Below are 14,997 nucleotides of genomic sequence, written 5' to 3'. Positions count from 1 at the left end.
CCGACCCGATGGCTTAAACCGGGGGACGGTCCAAGGGAGATGCAATGCGAACTGCGGACCTGACGGGCCTGCCGACGGGGATTCCCGAGGCCCTCCGCGACGAGGGTATCGAGGAGCTGTACCCGCCGCAGGCCGAGGCCGTCGAGGCCGGCCTGACGGACGGCGAGAGCCTCGTGGCCGCCGTTCCGACGGCGAGCGGGAAGACGCTCATCGCCGAGCTGGCGATGCTGTCGAGCGTCGCGCGCGGCGGGAAGGCGCTGTACATCGTCCCGCTCCGGGCGCTCGCCTCCGAGAAGAAAGCCGAGTTCGAGCGCTGGGAGGAGTACGGCATCGACGTCGGCGTCTCGACCGGCAACTACGAGTCCGACGGCGAGTGGCTCTCCTCGCGCGACATCATCGTCGCCACCTCCGAGAAGGTCGACTCGCTCGTCCGGAACAACGCGGCGTGGATGGACCAACTCACCTGCGTCGTCGCCGACGAGGTCCACCTCGTCGACGACAGACACCGCGGGCCGACGCTGGAGGTCACGCTGGCGAAGCTCCGCCGGCTCAACCCGAACCTGCAGGTCGTCGCGCTCTCGGCGACCGTCGGCAACGCGGGCGTCGTCGCCGACTGGCTCGACGCGGAACTCGTCAAGTCCGACTGGCGACCAATCGACCTCAAGATGGGCGTCCACTACGGCAACGCCGTCTCCTTCGCCGACGGGAGCCAACGCGAGGTGCCGGTCGGCCGCGGGGAGCGACAGACGCCCGCGCTCGTCGCCGACGCGTTGGAGGGCGACGGCGACGGCGACCAGGGCTCCTCGCTCGTCTTCGTGAACTCGCGGCGCAACGCCGAGTCCGCGGCCCGCCGCATGGCCGACGTGACGGAGCGGTACATCACCGGGGACGAGCGCGGTGACCTCGCGGAACTCGCCGCCGAGATACGCGACGTCTCCGACACCGAGACCTCCGAGGACCTCGCGGCGGCGGTCGCCAAGGGCGCGGCGTTCCACCACGCGGGGCTCGCCGCGGAGCACCGAACCCTCGTCGAGGACGCCTTCCGCGACCGACTCATCAAGTGCATCTGCGCCACGCCGACGCTCGCCGCCGGCGTCAACACCCCGAGTCGCCGCGTCGTCGTCCGCGACTGGCAGCGCTACGACGGCGACTACGGCGGGATGAAGCCGCTCGACGTGCTCGAAGTCCACCAGATGATGGGTCGCGCCGGTCGGCCCGGCCTCGACCCCTACGGCGAGGCGGTGCTGCTCGCGAAGGACGCCGACGCCCGCGACGAACTGTTCGAGCGGTACATCTGGGCCGACGCCGAGGACGTGCGGTCGAAGCTCGCGGCCGAGCCCGCGCTGCGGACGCACCTGCTCGCCACCGTCGCCTCCGGCTTCGCCCACACCCGCGAGGGACTGCTCGAATTCCTCGACCAGACGCTCTATGCGACCCAGACCGACGACCCCGAGCGACTCGGACAGGTGACCGACCGCGTGCTCGACTACCTCGAAGTGAACGGGTTCGTCGAGTTCGAAGGAGAGACGATACGGGCGACGCCCGTCGGCCACACCGTCTCGCGGCTCTACCTCGACCCGATGAGCGCCGCCGAAATCATCGACGGCCTCGAGTGGGCGGCGGACCACCGAACCGAGAAGCTCCGGGCGCTCGCGGGCGAGACGCCCGAGAAGCCGAAGCGAGCGCGGAGCGAATCCGACGACGAACCCGGCGGCTTCCAGCGGGCCAGCGAGATGGTCGCGGCAGAGAGCGGCGACGCGGGAGACGGAACGGGGGCGGACGACGGCGACGACAGCGACGACGACAACGACGACGCCGACGAGTTCGAGGCGGACCGGACGTATCCGACGCCGCTCGGCCTCTACCACCTCGTCTGCCGGACGCCGGACATGTATCAGCTCTACCTGAAGTCCGGCGACCGCGAGACCTACACCGAACTGTGCTACGAGCGCGAACCGGAGTTCCTCGGGCGCGTCCCCTCTGAGTACGAGGACGTGGCGTTCGAAGACTGGCTGTCGGCGCTGAAGACCGCGAAGCTCCTCGAAGACTGGGTCGGTGAGGTCGACGAGGACCGCATCACCGAGCGCTACGGCGTCGGCCCCGGCGACATCCGCGGGAAGGTCGAGACGGCCGAGTGGCTCCTCGGCGCGGCCGAGCGACTCGCCTCCGAACTCGACCTCGATTCCGTGTACGCGGTCCGCGAGGCGAAAAAGCGCGTCGAGTACGGCGTCCGCGAGGAGCTGCTCGACCTCGCCGGCGTCCGCGGCGTCGGCCGAAAGCGCGCCCGACGGCTGTTCGAAGCCGGCGTCGAGAGTCGGGCCGACCTCCGCGAGACCGAGAAATCGCGCATCCTCGCCGCGCTCCGGGGTCGCAGGAAGACCGCGGAGAACATCCTCGAAGCCGCGGGTCGGAAGGACCCCTCGATGGACGAGGTGGACGAGGACGACGCGCCGGAAGACGCCGTTCCCGACGACGCCGGTTTCGAGACGGCCAAAGAGCGCGCCGACCAGCAGGCCAGTCTGGGTGATTTCGAATGAGGCTCGTCGAAGCCGAGGCGACCGTCTCGGACCTCGATTCGTTCATCGCGGTCGTCGGCGACGTGGCCGACGAGACGGGCGCGACGGTGCAGGCGTTCGACGCCCGGTACGTCGTGGACCGCGAGCACCTCGAACGGGCGATCGAACTCGCCGACCGGGCCATCGGCCGCGGCAACGAAATCGCCCGTGACCGGGCCGTCGAAATCCTCCTCTACGCCAGCGGCCGCCGGCAGATTAACCGCGCGTTCGAAATCGGCGTCTCGGAGGGGACGCTCCCCGTCGTGATTCTCGTCGACGGCAGCGACGAAGAAGACGCCGAGGCCGCGCTGTTCGACCGACTCGACCTCGAACCCGCGGAGACCCTCGGCGACTACGACGAAGCGCTCGTCCGCGAGGTGTTCGACGTGGGCGAGACGGAGTTGCGCGTCGCCGACGGCGACCTCCCCGCACTGGTCAAAGAGCGAGTCGCGCTGCTCGCGGTCGAACGCTAAGCGGTTTTCGCGGCCCGTACCCTCCGTATTCGGACGGTCTGAGAATACGTCAGCAAACACTCCACTCGAAACACACCCCTTGGGTTTCTGAAACCTACCCCTTCGTTTCAACTGGAGAACAGGGGACGGCGCGGCCTCATCGAGAGTAGAATGCTGAGAAGTAGTCCCACCAGGATTCGAACCTGGGTCGTTGCCCCCAGAAGGCAACAGGATTGGCCACTACCCCATGGGACTTCGCATCAGTTCGTACTTCGCGGGTATTTGTAAACGTTGCGTGTCGATTCCGCCGTGCGATTTTATGGCACGGTGACGGACGGACGTGCATAAACCGCCAACTATTTGCCCCTATTCTATCCACTCTCGTGTATGTACGTCGGACGTTTCGTCGTCGTTGGCCCCGGAATCGGTGCGTATCGCGTCTCCTCTCGGTCCTTCCCGAACCGACAGGTCGTCGACCGGGACGGAGCCCTGACCGTCGGGCCGACGCCCGACGCCCCCGAGACCGATAACCCCTACATCGCCTACAACTGCGTCCGCGAGGGCGGCGACTACGTCGTCGTCGGCAACGGTTCGCAGGTCGACCCCATCGCGGAGAAACTCGACCTCGGCTACCCGCCGCGCGACGCCCTCGCCGAGATTCTGCTCGCGCTCGACTACGAGAAAGACGACTACGACACGCCCCGAATCGCGGGCGTCGTCGGCGACGACGAGGCGTTCATCGGCATCGTCCGAAAGGACGCGCTCGTCGTGGAGGCCGTCTCCGAACCCACGCTCGTGGCGACCTACGAGGAAGACGACCCGCGCGCGTTCGACCTCGACGCGGAGACCGCGGCCGACGCGGCCCGCGAACTCTACGACCACGAGTTCGAACACGCCGTCTGCGCCGCCGCCGCGACCGTCGGCGACTCGGTCGAGACCGCCTTCCACAACGGCGAGTAACGCAACTGTCGGCGTCCCGCCGCGGGCGGGCGCTCGACCGCGACCGGCCCGGAACTTTTCAGCCGCGCACCCGTACACCGAGCCATGCGTCTGGGCGTCATCTCGGACGTGCACGGGAACCTCCCGGCACTCGACGCGGTGCTCGAATCGATGCCGCCGGTCGACCGACTGGTCTGCGCCGGCGACGTGGTCGGCTACAACCCGTGGCCCGAGGAGTGCGTGTCCGAACTCGCCGAACGGGACGTGCCGACGGTCTCGGGGAACCACGACCGCGCGGTCACGTCGGGGACCGGCTTCCGCTTCAACAGCATGGCGGCCGCGGGCGTCGACTACGCCCGCGACGCGCTCTCCCCGGCGTCGATGGAGTGGCTATCCTCACTTCCGAAAACCCGACACGTCGCCGACGGCCGGGTCAAACTCGCCCACGGCCACCCCGACCACCCCGACCGCTACACCTACCCCGACGACTTCGCGCCGTCGCTCCTCGACGGCGAGGACCTGCTGGTGTTGGGTCACACCCACGTGCAGGGCCACCGAATCTACGACGACGGAATCGTCCTGAACCCCGGAAGCGTCGGCCAGCCCCGCGACGGCGACCCGCGGGCGGCCTACGCGGTCGCCGACCTCGACGCGATGGAAATCGAGGCGGAGCGCGTCAACTACGACATCGACCGCGTCGCCGAGCGCGTGCGCGAGGTCGGCCTGCCGGAGCGACTGGCGAGTCGGCTGTACGAGGGAAAATAGGGAAAATAGGGACGAAATCGAGTAGGCGTCCTGAAGCCGTCAGTTCGACACCGGTTCGAGCCGCGCCGAGAAGTGCCGAAGCTCCTTCATCGGCGGCTCCTCGACGATTTCGAGACCGCCGTACTCGCCGGCGGAGTCCATCACCTTCGCGGCCGTCTCGGCGACGTGTTCGAGGTGTTCGCGGCTGTAAGTGCGCCGCGGGAGCGCGAGGCGCACGAGGTCCGGTCGGTCGGTGCCGGGGAACGCGAAGCCGCCGAGTTCGACGCCGCGGACGCCGCCTTCGAGATAGAGCGCGCAGACGAGTTCCTGTCCGGGGAACTCGTCTTTCGGGATGTGCGGGAACACCTCGCCGGCGTCGAGATAGACCGCGTGGCCGCCGGTCGGCTGGTAGACGGGGACGCCCGCCTCGACGAGGAGGTCGCCCAGTTCGGCCACCTGCTCGACGCGGTCAGACACGTACGGCGGCGTGACGGCCTCGCGGAGGCCGACGGCCATCGCCTCGATGTCGCGGCCCGAGAGGCCGCCGTAGGTGGGAAAGCCCTCGTAGAGGATGGCGCGCTGCTTCGCGTGTTCGAACACCGTCTCGTCGCGCATCGCGGCGAAGCCGCCGATGTTGACGAGCGCGTCCTTCTTGCCGGACATCGTAATCGCGTCGGCGTGTTCGAACTGCGCGCGGGCGATTTCGGCGACCGAGCGGTTCTCGTAGCCCGCCTCGTGGGTCTTGATGAAGTGGGCGTTCTCGGCGAACCGGCAGGCGTCGATGACGAACATGGCGTCGATGTCGCGGGCGAACTCGGCGGTGGCGCGGATGTTCGCCATCGAGACCGGTTGGCCGGCGACGGAGTTGTTCGTGATGGTGAGGACGACGACGGGAATCGCGTCGGCGCCGACCTCCTCGACGAGCGCGTAGCCCGCGTCGATGTCGAAGTTACCCTTGAACGACTCCGTGGAGTTCGGGTCGCGGGCGGCGGGCGACGGACAGTCGACCGGCTCCGCGCCCTGATTGACGATGTGGGCCCGGGTCGTATCGAAGTGCGAGTTGTTCGGCACCACGTCGCCGTCCTCCAGGAGGACGCCGTAGAGGACGTTCTCCGCGCCGCGGCCCTGATGGGTCGGCACGACGTGCTCGAAGCCCATCACGTCGCGGACCGACTCCGCGAGTCGGGCGAACGACTCGCTGCCCGCGTAGGCCTCGTCGCCGCGAATCATCGCCGCCCACTGCTCTGCGGACATGGTGCCCGTCCCCGAGTCGGTCAAGAGGTCGATGTACACGTCGCGGGCGTCGAGGTTGAACGCGTTGTAGCCGGCCCGTTCGAGGGCGGCCTCGCGCTCCTCGCGCGAGGGGAGTTCGATGGGCTCGACCATCTTCGCCTTGTACGATTTCATGCCCGCAATAGACCCGCGAGCGTGAAGTAATCGGCAGGCGGAAAATCGAGGGACGACGACCGATTTTCGGCGCTCGTGGACGGGAATGTGCATCGGTGTCGCCGGCTGTTCCGCTATCGCCACGAACCGCCCACGCCGACCGTCGGATACTGCCGACTGTTCGGCGTCGCTGGCGGAAACGACTGCGTGAAAACGGAATCGAGCCGAGGAGCGGGCTCAGAACTTGTCTTGGATGATGCCGAGCGTCTCCTCGCGGTCGTCCCACGCCACGAAGATTGCGACGGAGGTCGCGGAGGTGATGGCGTCGTGGATGTTGATGCCGGCGTCGGACAGCGGCTGAACGATGTCGAGGATGACGCCGGGGCGGTTCGGGAGTTCGCCGCCGGTGACGCGGACGACGGCGATGTCGTCTTCGACGGTGACCGAAGACAGCGCGTCGTCGGCGACGACGCGGTCGTGGAGGACGGCCTCGGCCCGGTCGGAGTCGTCTTCGAGGACGTAGAACGTGATAGAGTCCATCCCGGAGGCGACCGAGTCGACGTTGATGTCCTCTTCTCGGAGGGCTGCCGAGAGGTCCGCGAGGATTCCCGGCCGGTTGCGAATCGCTCGCCCGGCGACGGTGAGACACGCGAGGGGCTCTTCCTGCATGTCGATGAGGTTGTGGAACTCGCCTTCGATGAGCGTCCCGCCGGTGAGCAGGTCGCCGTGCTGGTAGTGGACGACCCGAACGTCGAGCGCCGCGTCCTTGTACGAGAGCGCGGACGGCGCGACGACTTCTGCCCCGCGGAACGAGAGGTTCCGGAGCTCGTCGACGGTGATGCGGCCGACGTTGCGCGCGCCTTCGACGACGCGCGGGTCGCCGGTCATGACGCCCTCCACGTCGGTCACGATGACGACCTCGTCGGCGTCCATGTAGTTGCCGAGCATCACGGCGGAGGTGTCGGAGCCGCCGCGGCCGAGCGTCGTGATTTCGCCGTCGTGGTTCTGCGCGAGGAAGCCGGTGATGACCGGGACGACGCCGTCGAGTTCGGCGGCGAGCTTCGCGGCCCGCTCTCGGGTCGCCTCGACGTCGACCTCGCCGAGGTCGTTCGTGATGACCGGCCACTCGTCGGTGCCGGGTTCGACGAACAGGGCGTTGACGCCGCGGGCGGCGAGCGCCGCCTTGAGCATGCGCACGCTGGTCCGCTCGCCCATCGAGACGATTTCGGCTCGGTCGCGGTCGTCGGCCTCGAACTTGATTTCGTCGAGGAGGTCGTCGGTCGTCGAGCCCATCGCGGAGGCGACGACGGCGATTTCGTGGCCGTGTTCGACGGCCGCGGCGATGGAGTCCGCGGCGCGGTTGATTCGGTCGCCGCTACCGAGCGAGGTGCCGCCGAACTTCGCGACTACGCGCATCGTCCCTCCGGTGCGTCGCGTCGCTTCGGGGCTTCGTTGGTAAACATGCGAGGGGCTAACGCGGGGGGACGTATAACTATGTCCTCCGGTTCAACCGTTGCCGTCACCCGCGAATCCGGCGACGAGACGGCTCGTACCGCCGCCTCGCGTGCGGAGATTTATCACCGAAGGCGCGGTACGTTCGGGCATGGATGTCAGAGACGCCGTGGACACCGACGCCGAGGCGCTCGCCGCCGTCGCGGACGCGCCGATACGGGCGATGCGGCGGCTGATACGCGACCGGACGGTCCGTCTCGCCACCGCCGACACGGGCTCCGACCCGAACGCCGACGCGCCGGCCGACGACGAACCGGTGCTCGGGTTCGTCGGCTTCGACGTCCGCGACGGCGTCCTCCACGTCACTCGACTCGGCGGGACCGAGCCGGCGGTGCGACGGCTGCTCGAAGAGCCGCTCCGCTTCGCCAGCGCCGAGAGCCTGCCGGTCGAGGTGCTCGTCCTCGAATCCGAGCGGCCGCTGTGTGACGCGGTCGAGCACGCCGGGTTCGACCGGGTGGGTCACGGCCCCCGGTTCGAGGGTGCGCCGACCGTCCGGTACGTCCTCGACGAGACGGGGTAATCCAGCCCGCGGGTCGCGGCCGCCCAGTTCGCTCCCGTCGCGCGCAACGAGGGCGCGGTCGGCGAGAACCGACGGAGGGCATACATACCTCCCTCTCGTTTGGTGGCCCATGACCGACCGACACGGAAACCAACCGCCGGAAGTGAGACGACCGTGACCGCGGTCGAGGAACTGTTCGTCTCGCTCGCGGGGTCGAACCCCGTGATGCAGGGCCTCCTCGGCGGCATCGTCATCGCCGGCATGAACATGCTGGGCGCGCTTCTCATTCTCGTCTGGCGCGACCCCTCGAAGCGCTCGCTCGACACGCTTCTCGGCTTCGCCGCCGGCGTCATGCTCGCCGCGAGTTTCACGAGCCTCATCCTCCCCGGCATCGAGGCGGCGGGCGGGAGTCCGATTCCCGTCCTCGTCGGCTTCGTCATCGGCGTCGTCGTCCTCGACCAAGCGGACCTGTGGATTCCGCACGTCCACATCCTCGTGACCGGCAAGACCCGAACGGACGCCCCTGAGACGGAAACGAAGATGGCCTCGGTTATCCTGTTTATCGTCGCCATCACCATCCACAACATGCCCGAGGGCCTCGCCGTCGGGGTCGGCTTCGGCTCCGGCGACCTCGGGACGGCAATCCCGCTGATGCTCGCCATCGGCATCCAGAACATCCCCGAGGGGCTGGCGGTCTCCATCGCCGCCGTCAACGCCGGCCTCCGGAACACGACCTACGCGACGTTCGCGGGCATCCGCGCCGGCCTCGTGGAGATTCCGCTCGCCGTCTTCGGCGCGTGGGCCATCCAGTACGCCTCGGCGCTGCTCCCCTACGCGATGGGCTTCGCCGCCGGCGCGATGCTGTTCGTCATCTCCGACGAAATCGTCCCCGAGACGCACTCGAACGGCCACGAGCGCGTGGCGACCTTCGGGACGATGGTCGGCGTCGTCGTGATGCTCTACCTCGACGTGACGCTCGGGTAGTCGAGTCGGCGTCGCGGTGTCCGAAACAGGAAACGCCGAGAAACGTCGCAAAGGCGGGAGTTCGAGTGGAAGCGAAGGGGTTCAGTCGTCGGTTTGTCGGCAGAAAACTCGCGTCGAGCGCGCGTCAGTCGTCGGCGACCGGCGAGTCCGACGGAACCTCGTGGTCCGAGAGCCCGGCAGTCGGTGCGAGGAACTTCGCCGGGTCGAAGGCGTCGAGGCCGTCGCCGGCGGCCACGCGCGCCGGCCAGTCCGGATTGGCCAGCGCGCTCGTCCCCAGCGTGAACAGGTCCGCGCCGGCGTCGACGGCGAGCCGCGCCGCGTCGGGGTCGCCGAGCCCGCCGTTGGCGATGACGACCGTGTCGTCCGCGACGTGTTCGGCGGCCGCCTCCGCGAGCGAGGGACCGTCCGCGCCGAAGGTCGGGCTCGTCGCGTCGGTCTCGGTCGTGTGGACGTAGTCGGCTCCGGCGGCCGAGAGCGCCTCGAAGAAGACCGCGGCCGCGTCCTCGCCCTCGGGCCACTCGTAGTCGCCGTCGGTCACTTTCTCCTGCGAGACGCGGACGCCGACGACGAACTCCTCGGGGACCGCGTCGGCGACCGCAGAAAGGACCTCGGCGGGGAACTTGACGCGAGACTCGGGCCCGCCGCCGTACTCGTCGTCGCGCTGGTTCGCGTCCGCCGCGAGGAACTCGTTGAGCAGATAGCCGTTCGCGCCGTGGAGTTCCACGCCGTCGAAGCCGGCTTCGACCGCGTTCCTCGCCGCCTGTACGAAGCCCTCACGAGCGGTTTCGAGGTCCGCCTCGTCGGCCGCCTTCGGGACGGCGAACTCGCCGCTTCCGCCGTAGGCCTCCGCCTTCTGGCCGTCGGGCTGGACCGCAGAGGGCGCGAGCGTCCGGTCGCCGTCGAGGTGCGGGTTCCCCTGCGACTGCGCCCCGGCGTGCATCAACTGCGCGAAAATCGGCGTGTCGACCTCGTGGACGGCGTCCGTGACGTTCGTCCACACCTCGACGTGGTCGTCGGTGACGAGCCCCGGCTGGTTCAGATAGCCCTGGCTGTACGCGTCGTCCGTGTAGACGCCCTCGGTGACGAGGAATCCGAACCCGCCGTCGGCGAACTTCCGGTAGTAGTGGGCCATCTCGTTCGTCGCCAACCCCTCGTCGGTGGCGCTGATACGCGTCATCGGTGCCAACCCGGCCCGGTTAGCGAGCGACAGGTCGTTCAGGCTCGTCGCGTCGAACAGCGCGTCGTCAGTCATCACCGGTTCTGCGCGCGTCGCGGATAAAAACCGACGGCGGAATGGTCCCGACCCCCGCACATCCGGCGTGCTATCAGGGCGCACGAAGGGCGGGAAACGAGTCGACGGCACAGGAAAACCACGCAGTCGCCGTCTCAGGAGAACTTCCGAACCGTCATGTTCAGCGTGTCGAGGTCGACGATGGGGGCGTAGCCGGCGTCGGGGTCGATGTTGACGGACTTCTGGAAGTCGGTCTGGGCCTGCCAGCAGCCGGAGTTGACCGCGAGAACGTTGTGGTACTTGCCCCACCCGAGCTTGTGGACGTGGCCGGTGTGGAAGATGTCGGGCACGTCCTCCATGACGAGGTAGTCGAGTTCCTCGGGCGCGAGGCGGGTGTGGCCCCCGAACTGCGGCGCGACGTGGCGCTTTTTCAGGAGCTGATACATCGCCTTGTGCGGCTCGTCGTAACTCGCCTTATCCGCCGGCAGCTCGGCGATGACCTCGTCGAGCGAGACGCCGTGGTACATGAGAACGTTGACCCCTTCGAGCGTGATCATCGAGGGATTGCTCGTGATTCGAGCGTCGTGGGCCGACATGATGTCGCGGAGTTCGTCGTCGAAGCCGGGCTGTGGCTCCGCGAGTCGGACGGCGTCGTGGTTGCCCGGAATCATCACGATGTCGAGGTCGCCGGGCACCGATTTGAGGTGCTCCGAGAACGACTCGTACTGCTCGTAGATGTCGATGACGTCGAGTTCCTCGTCCTGATTCGGATAGACGCCGACGCCCTCGACCATGTCGCCGGCGATGAGGAGGTACTCGATGCGCTCCGCCTCCTCGGTGTGGAGCCAGTCCGCGAACCGGTTCCACGCGTCGGCCATGAACTCCTGGCTGCCGACGTGGACGTCCGAGATGAGCGCCGCCTGCACGTCCCTGTCGGCGGTGTTGGGGCGGTGGCTCCGCGGCACGTCGGGGAAGTGCATCGAGTCGACGAAGAGGATGCCCGCGTCGCCCGAGAGCGTCCCCTGCACCGCGATGCACTCGTCCATGAGGAGTTCGTCGACGTAGCCCGCGATGTCCTTGTCCTTCATCACGAGACAGGGGAACGTCCCCGTCGTGTCTTCGAGTTCGATAATCCAGTGGCCGCTCTTGGTGGAGCGAACGTCGTCGACGAGGCCGATGAGCTCCGCATCCTCGCCGCCGGACATGTTCGAGATGGCCTTCGCGGGGCGGTGGTTGACGCGCCCGCGGAGCATCTTCGAGAGTTTCTCGTAGCGGTCGCGGAACACCTTCACGAAGTCGTCGTACTCGCCGGTGCCCGTCGACTGGCCCGTCATGTCGTTGGCGATTTCGAGGGACCGAAGCGCCGGGTCGACGTTCCGCCCGGTCGGCTCTCCCTCGGCTTCGGCTGGAGTCGATTGAGCGGTGTGGTCCGCGTTGTCGTGCGATGTTGCAGCGGAAACAGGGGGGTCTGACGCGGCGGTGGCAGACGCGTCGGCGTCCGTAGCCCGCGCGGCGGCCGGGCCGGTCGATTCCGTTCCCGGCGGGTCCGCGGCGGGGGCGGACGCGAGCACCTCGCGGACGTGGTCGGCGGTGATGCGAAGCGCGTCGTCCGGGACGGCTTCGACGACGCGGGCGAGGGTTCGGCCGGGGTCGTCGGAGCCGGCGATGAGGGTCACGGCCTCGCGTTCGGCGTTGTAGCCGCGACCGACGAGCGCCCGGACGATGCGCGCCGGCGTCTCCAGTGGCACACCCGGAGTGTGCGACACGCGGCAAAAAGGATGCCGAAACCCAGAACGTTGAAACCCAGTCCGGGTAAACTGGGAGTGATGAGTGACGACGACGGTCGCCCGCCCTCCCCCGAACCGCGGCGCGGTCCCGCCTCCGACGAAGGCGTACTAACTCGGCTCCGGACGGCAGAGGAGGGGCCGCTGCTGTTCGTCCGCGAAGTCCTGACGAGCGCGCTCGCCGTGTTGGCCGTCGGGTTGTTCCTGTTCGCGGTGAGCGGCGTGTGGCCGCCGATGGTCGCCGTCGAAAGCGGGAGCATGGAACCGCACATGCACAAAGGGGACCTCGTGTTCATCACGGGACCGGACCGGTACGCCCCGGACGCGTCCGTCGAGGGAACTGCCGTCGTCACCGCCGAGACGGGCGCGGAGGTCGACTATCGGAAGTTCGGCGGCCCCGGCAGCGTCATCGTCTACGACGACCCCGGGTCGGCAGGGCCCCCGATTATCCACCGGGCGATGTTCTGGGTCGACGAAGGGGAGAACTGGTACGACCGGGCGAACCCCGAGTACATGTCGGCCGACAACTGTCGAGAACTCGCCAACTGCCCCGCGGAGTACGCCGGCTTCATCACGAAAGGCGACAACAACCCGCGGTACGACCAGGTGAGCGGCATCGCCGACCCGGTCCGACCCGAGTGGGTTCAAGGCGTCGCGCGGGTCCGCATCCCGCTTCTCGGCTGGGTCCGCCTGACGCTCGCCAACTCGATGGCGACGACGACGCCGGTCGCGCCCGTGTCGATTGATTCCGCTGATTCCGTCGAATCCGTCGACGTGGCGACCGAGGACGTGACGACGGCGGAGCCGACGGTCGCCAACGTAGCGACGACGGCACCGCTTCCGGTCGAGACGTCGAAGACAGCAGTGCACGGCGACGCGGTCGCGGCGTGACCCGGGTTCGGTAAGCAGGACTAAGCAGAGAAGAACTAAGCAGAGCAGAACTTCTACGACGGCTCCGGTCAGAGAGCGACGGTTGTCGTTTAGTTGTCGAACCGCGCCTGCACGAACGGCTGTGCGCTCTCGATGTCGCCGAGCCGGGAGTCCGTCAGCAGGACGGCCTCGGTCTCGTCGATGGGGACAGAAAGGCTGATTTCCTTGGTCCGGCCGTAGCGACCCTTCGAGACGACGACGGCGTTGACGATGCCGAGCATGTCGAGTTCCGAGATGAGGTCGGTGACGCGGCGCTGGGTGAGTACGTCGGCGTCGATCTCCTCGCAGAGGCGCTTGTAGATGTTGAACACCTCGCCGGTGTTGATGTTGCGGACGCCGTTTTTCTCCAGGAGGATGATGGCGAAGAGGACGATTTTCGACTGCGTGGGGAGGGTACGGACGACCTCGACCACCCGGTCGAGTTCGATTTTGTCCTGCGCCTGCCGGACGTGTGCCTCCTCGACGGTGTCGGCCTGCCCGCGCTCTGCGAGCTCGCCGGCCGTGCGGAGCAGGTCGAGCGCGCGCCGGGCGTCACCGTGTTCCTGCGCGGCGAAGGCGGCGCACAGCGGAATCACGTCGTCGGTGAGCGCGCCGGGCTTGAACGCCACGTCGGCGCGGTGCTGGAGGATGTCGCGGAGCTGGTTCGCGTCGTACGGCGGGAAGACGATTTCCTCCTCGCCGAGGCTCGACTTGACCCGGGGGTCGAGGAAGTCGGTGAACTTCAGGTCGTTCGAGATACCCATGATGGAGATGCGGGAGTTGTCGAGTTCGGAGTTCATCCGCGAGAGGTTGTAGAGGGTGTCGTCGCCCGACTTCTCGACCAGTTTGTCGATTTCGTCGAGCATGATGACGACCACGCGCTCCTTGTAGTCGACGGCGTCGAAGAACGTCGTGTAGACCCGGTCGGTCGGCCACCCGGTCATCGGCACCGTCTCCATCTCGTCGGCGTCGTCGTCGAGTTCCGCCGCGCGCTCGTCTATCTCGGCGATGGAGTCGTAGGGCGTGTCCGCGAGGGCGTTCGGGTCTTCCGTCGCCCGCGTGCGCATCTCGTCGAGGCGTTCCTGTTCGGCCTCGACGCGCTCGACGTTCTTCTCGATGAACTTGTTCGCCAACTGCGCGAGCACGCGGTACTGCGTGTCCGTCACCTCGCAGTTGATGTACTCGACCTCGCAGGGCACGTCGTACTTCTGGGAGGTGGATTCGAGTTCCTGGCTGACGAACTTCGCGCTCGCGGTCTTCCCGGTCCCCGTCTTCCCGTAGATGAGGATGTTCGACGGCGTCTCCCCGCGCAGGGCGGAGACGAGAATCGTCGCCATCTGGTTTATCTGGTCGGTCCGGTGAGGGAGTTCGTGCGGGGTGTACGACGGGCGAAGGACTTCTTTGTTCTCGAAAATCGGCTCGCCGGCGAGGAGGTCGTCGAACAGTCCCTTCGAACCCTCGTCGTCGTTGAGGACGACCTTGTCGAGACCGACGTCGGGGTCTTTGTGCTGGTCGAGGTCCTCGTCGGGCGCGTCGGCGTCGGGGCCGATGCTCGCCTGAATGTCGATGTCTTCGGGGGAGACGTCGTCCTCGGCGGCTGGTGTCGGTGTCTCGGAGGACGCATCGTCAGCGGACGCGTCGGTACTGGGTGCATCGCCGGAGTCGCCGTCGACGGCGCTGTCGTCCGACGTGCTGTTCCCGACTTCTCCTCGTGCGCCGCCTCGCGGATTCTCTTCCTCGTCCATCGTGAATACCCCTTTGTTTCAAGTGGAATAGTCGCCCGCAGCGGCGCATACGGTGCGTGAGGCCGGTGGTAGTCGGCATCTGCGCGTCACGCCGAAGAAGGCGATTCCAGATGATGCAAAGGAACCAAACGAACAGTCGGTACAAAAATCTTACTTCTCCGACTCGTCTGCCGTCGTTCGACCGGAACTCGGCCGGACGGGACCGTTTCAACACGAGCGCTCGATTCGCTCGGGGGACGGAGACTCCTCGCGACCAC

The 14,997-nt window shown here is 67.7% G+C and carries 12 protein-coding genes and 1 tRNA gene; 7 read left to right on the top strand and 6 right to left on the bottom strand.

Annotated elements, in window-relative coordinates; genetic code table 11:
- Positions 1-44: 44 nt before the first annotated feature.
- Positions 45-2,537 carry an ATP-dependent DNA helicase gene (locus ABY42_RS00065; protein WP_050458406.1) on the top strand — a complete coding sequence of 831 codons (2,493 nt, stop codon included), beginning with the start codon at positions 45-47 and terminating at the stop codon, positions 2,535-2,537.
- A complete protein-coding gene (gene cgi121 / locus ABY42_RS00060) occupies positions 2,534-3,028 on the top strand; it encodes a KEOPS complex subunit Cgi121 (RefSeq protein ID WP_050458405.1) in 495 nt (164 codons plus the stop codon). Before ABY42_RS00065 ends, cgi121 begins: the two co-directional genes overlap by 4 nt.
- A 161-nt stretch (positions 3,029-3,189) precedes the next feature.
- Here the strand turns inward: cgi121 and ABY42_RS00055 are convergent.
- Positions 3,190-3,262 (bottom strand) — tRNA-Gln (locus ABY42_RS00055).
- 132 nt (positions 3,263-3,394) lie between these two features.
- Between ABY42_RS00055 and ABY42_RS00050 the strand changes: the two genes are divergently transcribed.
- Both ABY42_RS00050 and ABY42_RS00045 read left to right on the top strand, forming a co-directional pair.
- Positions 3,395-3,967, top strand: a complete 573-nt coding sequence (locus ABY42_RS00050) for an IMP cyclohydrolase (protein ID WP_050458404.1) — start codon at positions 3,395-3,397, stop codon at positions 3,965-3,967.
- Positions 3,968-4,051: 84 nt separating this feature from the next.
- Positions 4,052-4,711, top strand: a complete 660-nt coding sequence (locus ABY42_RS00045; RefSeq protein ID WP_050458403.1) for a metallophosphoesterase family protein — start codon at positions 4,052-4,054, stop codon at positions 4,709-4,711.
- A 39-nt stretch (positions 4,712-4,750) separates the two neighbouring features.
- Here the strand turns inward: ABY42_RS00045 and ABY42_RS00040 are convergent, their stop codons facing one another.
- Together ABY42_RS00040 and ABY42_RS00035 are read right to left on the bottom strand one after the other, a co-directional pair.
- Positions 4,751-6,097, bottom strand: a complete 1,347-nt coding sequence (locus ABY42_RS00040; RefSeq protein ID WP_050458402.1) for a tryptophanase — start codon at positions 6,095-6,097, stop codon at positions 4,751-4,753.
- A 216-nt stretch (positions 6,098-6,313) separates the two neighbouring features.
- A complete protein-coding gene (locus ABY42_RS00035; protein ID WP_004974053.1) occupies positions 6,314-7,492 on the bottom strand; it encodes an aspartate kinase in 1,179 nt (392 codons plus the stop codon).
- A 187-nt stretch (positions 7,493-7,679) separates the two neighbouring features.
- Here ABY42_RS00035 and ABY42_RS00030 point away from each other — a divergent pair, with 187 nt between their 5' ends.
- Both ABY42_RS00030 and ABY42_RS00025 read left to right on the top strand, forming a co-directional pair.
- Entirely contained in the window at positions 7,680-8,108 is a 429-nt protein-coding gene (locus tag ABY42_RS00030) for a hypothetical protein (protein WP_004974055.1), read from the top strand.
- A 153-nt stretch (positions 8,109-8,261) separates the two neighbouring features.
- Positions 8,262-9,071 (top strand): ZIP family metal transporter, encoded by an 810-nt coding sequence (locus ABY42_RS00025; protein WP_050458401.1) that lies wholly within the window; start codon positions 8,262-8,264, stop codon positions 9,069-9,071.
- 124 nt (positions 9,072-9,195) lie between these two features.
- Here the strand turns inward: ABY42_RS00025 and ABY42_RS00020 are convergent, their stop codons facing one another.
- Positions 9,196-10,323 carry an oxidoreductase gene (locus ABY42_RS00020; RefSeq protein ID WP_050458400.1) on the bottom strand — a complete coding sequence of 376 codons (1,128 nt, stop codon included), beginning with the start codon at positions 10,321-10,323 and terminating at the stop codon, positions 9,196-9,198.
- Between the two features lie 134 nt (positions 10,324-10,457).
- Positions 10,458-12,050, bottom strand: coding sequence for a DNA-directed DNA polymerase II small subunit (locus tag ABY42_RS00015; protein ID WP_050458399.1), 1,593 nt, complete (start codon positions 12,048-12,050; stop codon positions 10,458-10,460).
- A gap of 78 nt (positions 12,051-12,128) precedes the next feature.
- Between ABY42_RS00015 and ABY42_RS00010 the strand changes: the two genes are divergently transcribed.
- On the top strand, positions 12,129-12,977 hold the full coding sequence (locus ABY42_RS00010; RefSeq protein WP_004974062.1) for a S26 family signal peptidase: 849 nt from the start codon (positions 12,129-12,131) through the stop codon (positions 12,975-12,977).
- A gap of 89 nt (positions 12,978-13,066) precedes the next feature.
- Here ABY42_RS00010 and ABY42_RS00005 read toward each other — a convergent pair whose 3' ends face one another.
- Entirely contained in the window at positions 13,067-14,740 is a 1,674-nt protein-coding gene (locus tag ABY42_RS00005; protein ID WP_050458398.1) for a Cdc6/Cdc18 family protein, read from the bottom strand.
- Positions 14,741-14,997: the final 257 nt, after the last annotated feature.

Origin of the sequence: Haloferax gibbonsii, assembly GCF_001190965.1 — an archaeon.
Lineage (GTDB): Archaea > Halobacteriota > Halobacteria > Halobacteriales > Haloferacaceae > Haloferax > Haloferax gibbonsii.
The sequence above is the reverse complement of the archived record's forward strand: the minus strand, read 5'-3'. Positions and strand labels throughout refer to the sequence as shown.

Coding starts and splice junctions, on each gene's coding strand:
- ABY42_RS00065 (WP_050458406.1), top strand. CDS start 45: ATGCGAACTGCGGACCTGACGGGCCTGCCGACGGGGATTCCCGAGGCC.
- cgi121 (WP_050458405.1), top strand. CDS start 2,534: ATGAGGCTCGTCGAAGCCGAGGCGACCGTCTCGGACCTCGATTCGTTC.
- ABY42_RS00050 (WP_050458404.1), top strand. CDS start 3,395: ATGTACGTCGGACGTTTCGTCGTCGTTGGCCCCGGAATCGGTGCGTAT.
- ABY42_RS00045 (WP_050458403.1), top strand. CDS start 4,052: ATGCGTCTGGGCGTCATCTCGGACGTGCACGGGAACCTCCCGGCACTC.
- ABY42_RS00040 (WP_050458402.1), bottom strand. CDS start 6,097: ATGAAATCGTACAAGGCGAAGATGGTCGAGCCCATCGAACTCCCCTCG.
- ABY42_RS00035 (WP_004974053.1), bottom strand. CDS start 7,492: ATGCGCGTAGTCGCGAAGTTCGGCGGCACCTCGCTCGGTAGCGGCGAC.
- ABY42_RS00030 (WP_004974055.1), top strand. CDS start 7,680: ATGGATGTCAGAGACGCCGTGGACACCGACGCCGAGGCGCTCGCCGCC.
- ABY42_RS00020 (WP_050458400.1), bottom strand. CDS start 10,323: ATGACTGACGACGCGCTGTTCGACGCGACGAGCCTGAACGACCTGTCG.
- ABY42_RS00010 (WP_004974062.1), top strand. CDS start 12,129: ATGAGTGACGACGACGGTCGCCCGCCCTCCCCCGAACCGCGGCGCGGT.
- ABY42_RS00005 (WP_050458398.1), bottom strand. CDS start 14,740: ATGGACGAGGAAGAGAATCCGCGAGGCGGCGCACGAGGAGAAGTCGGG.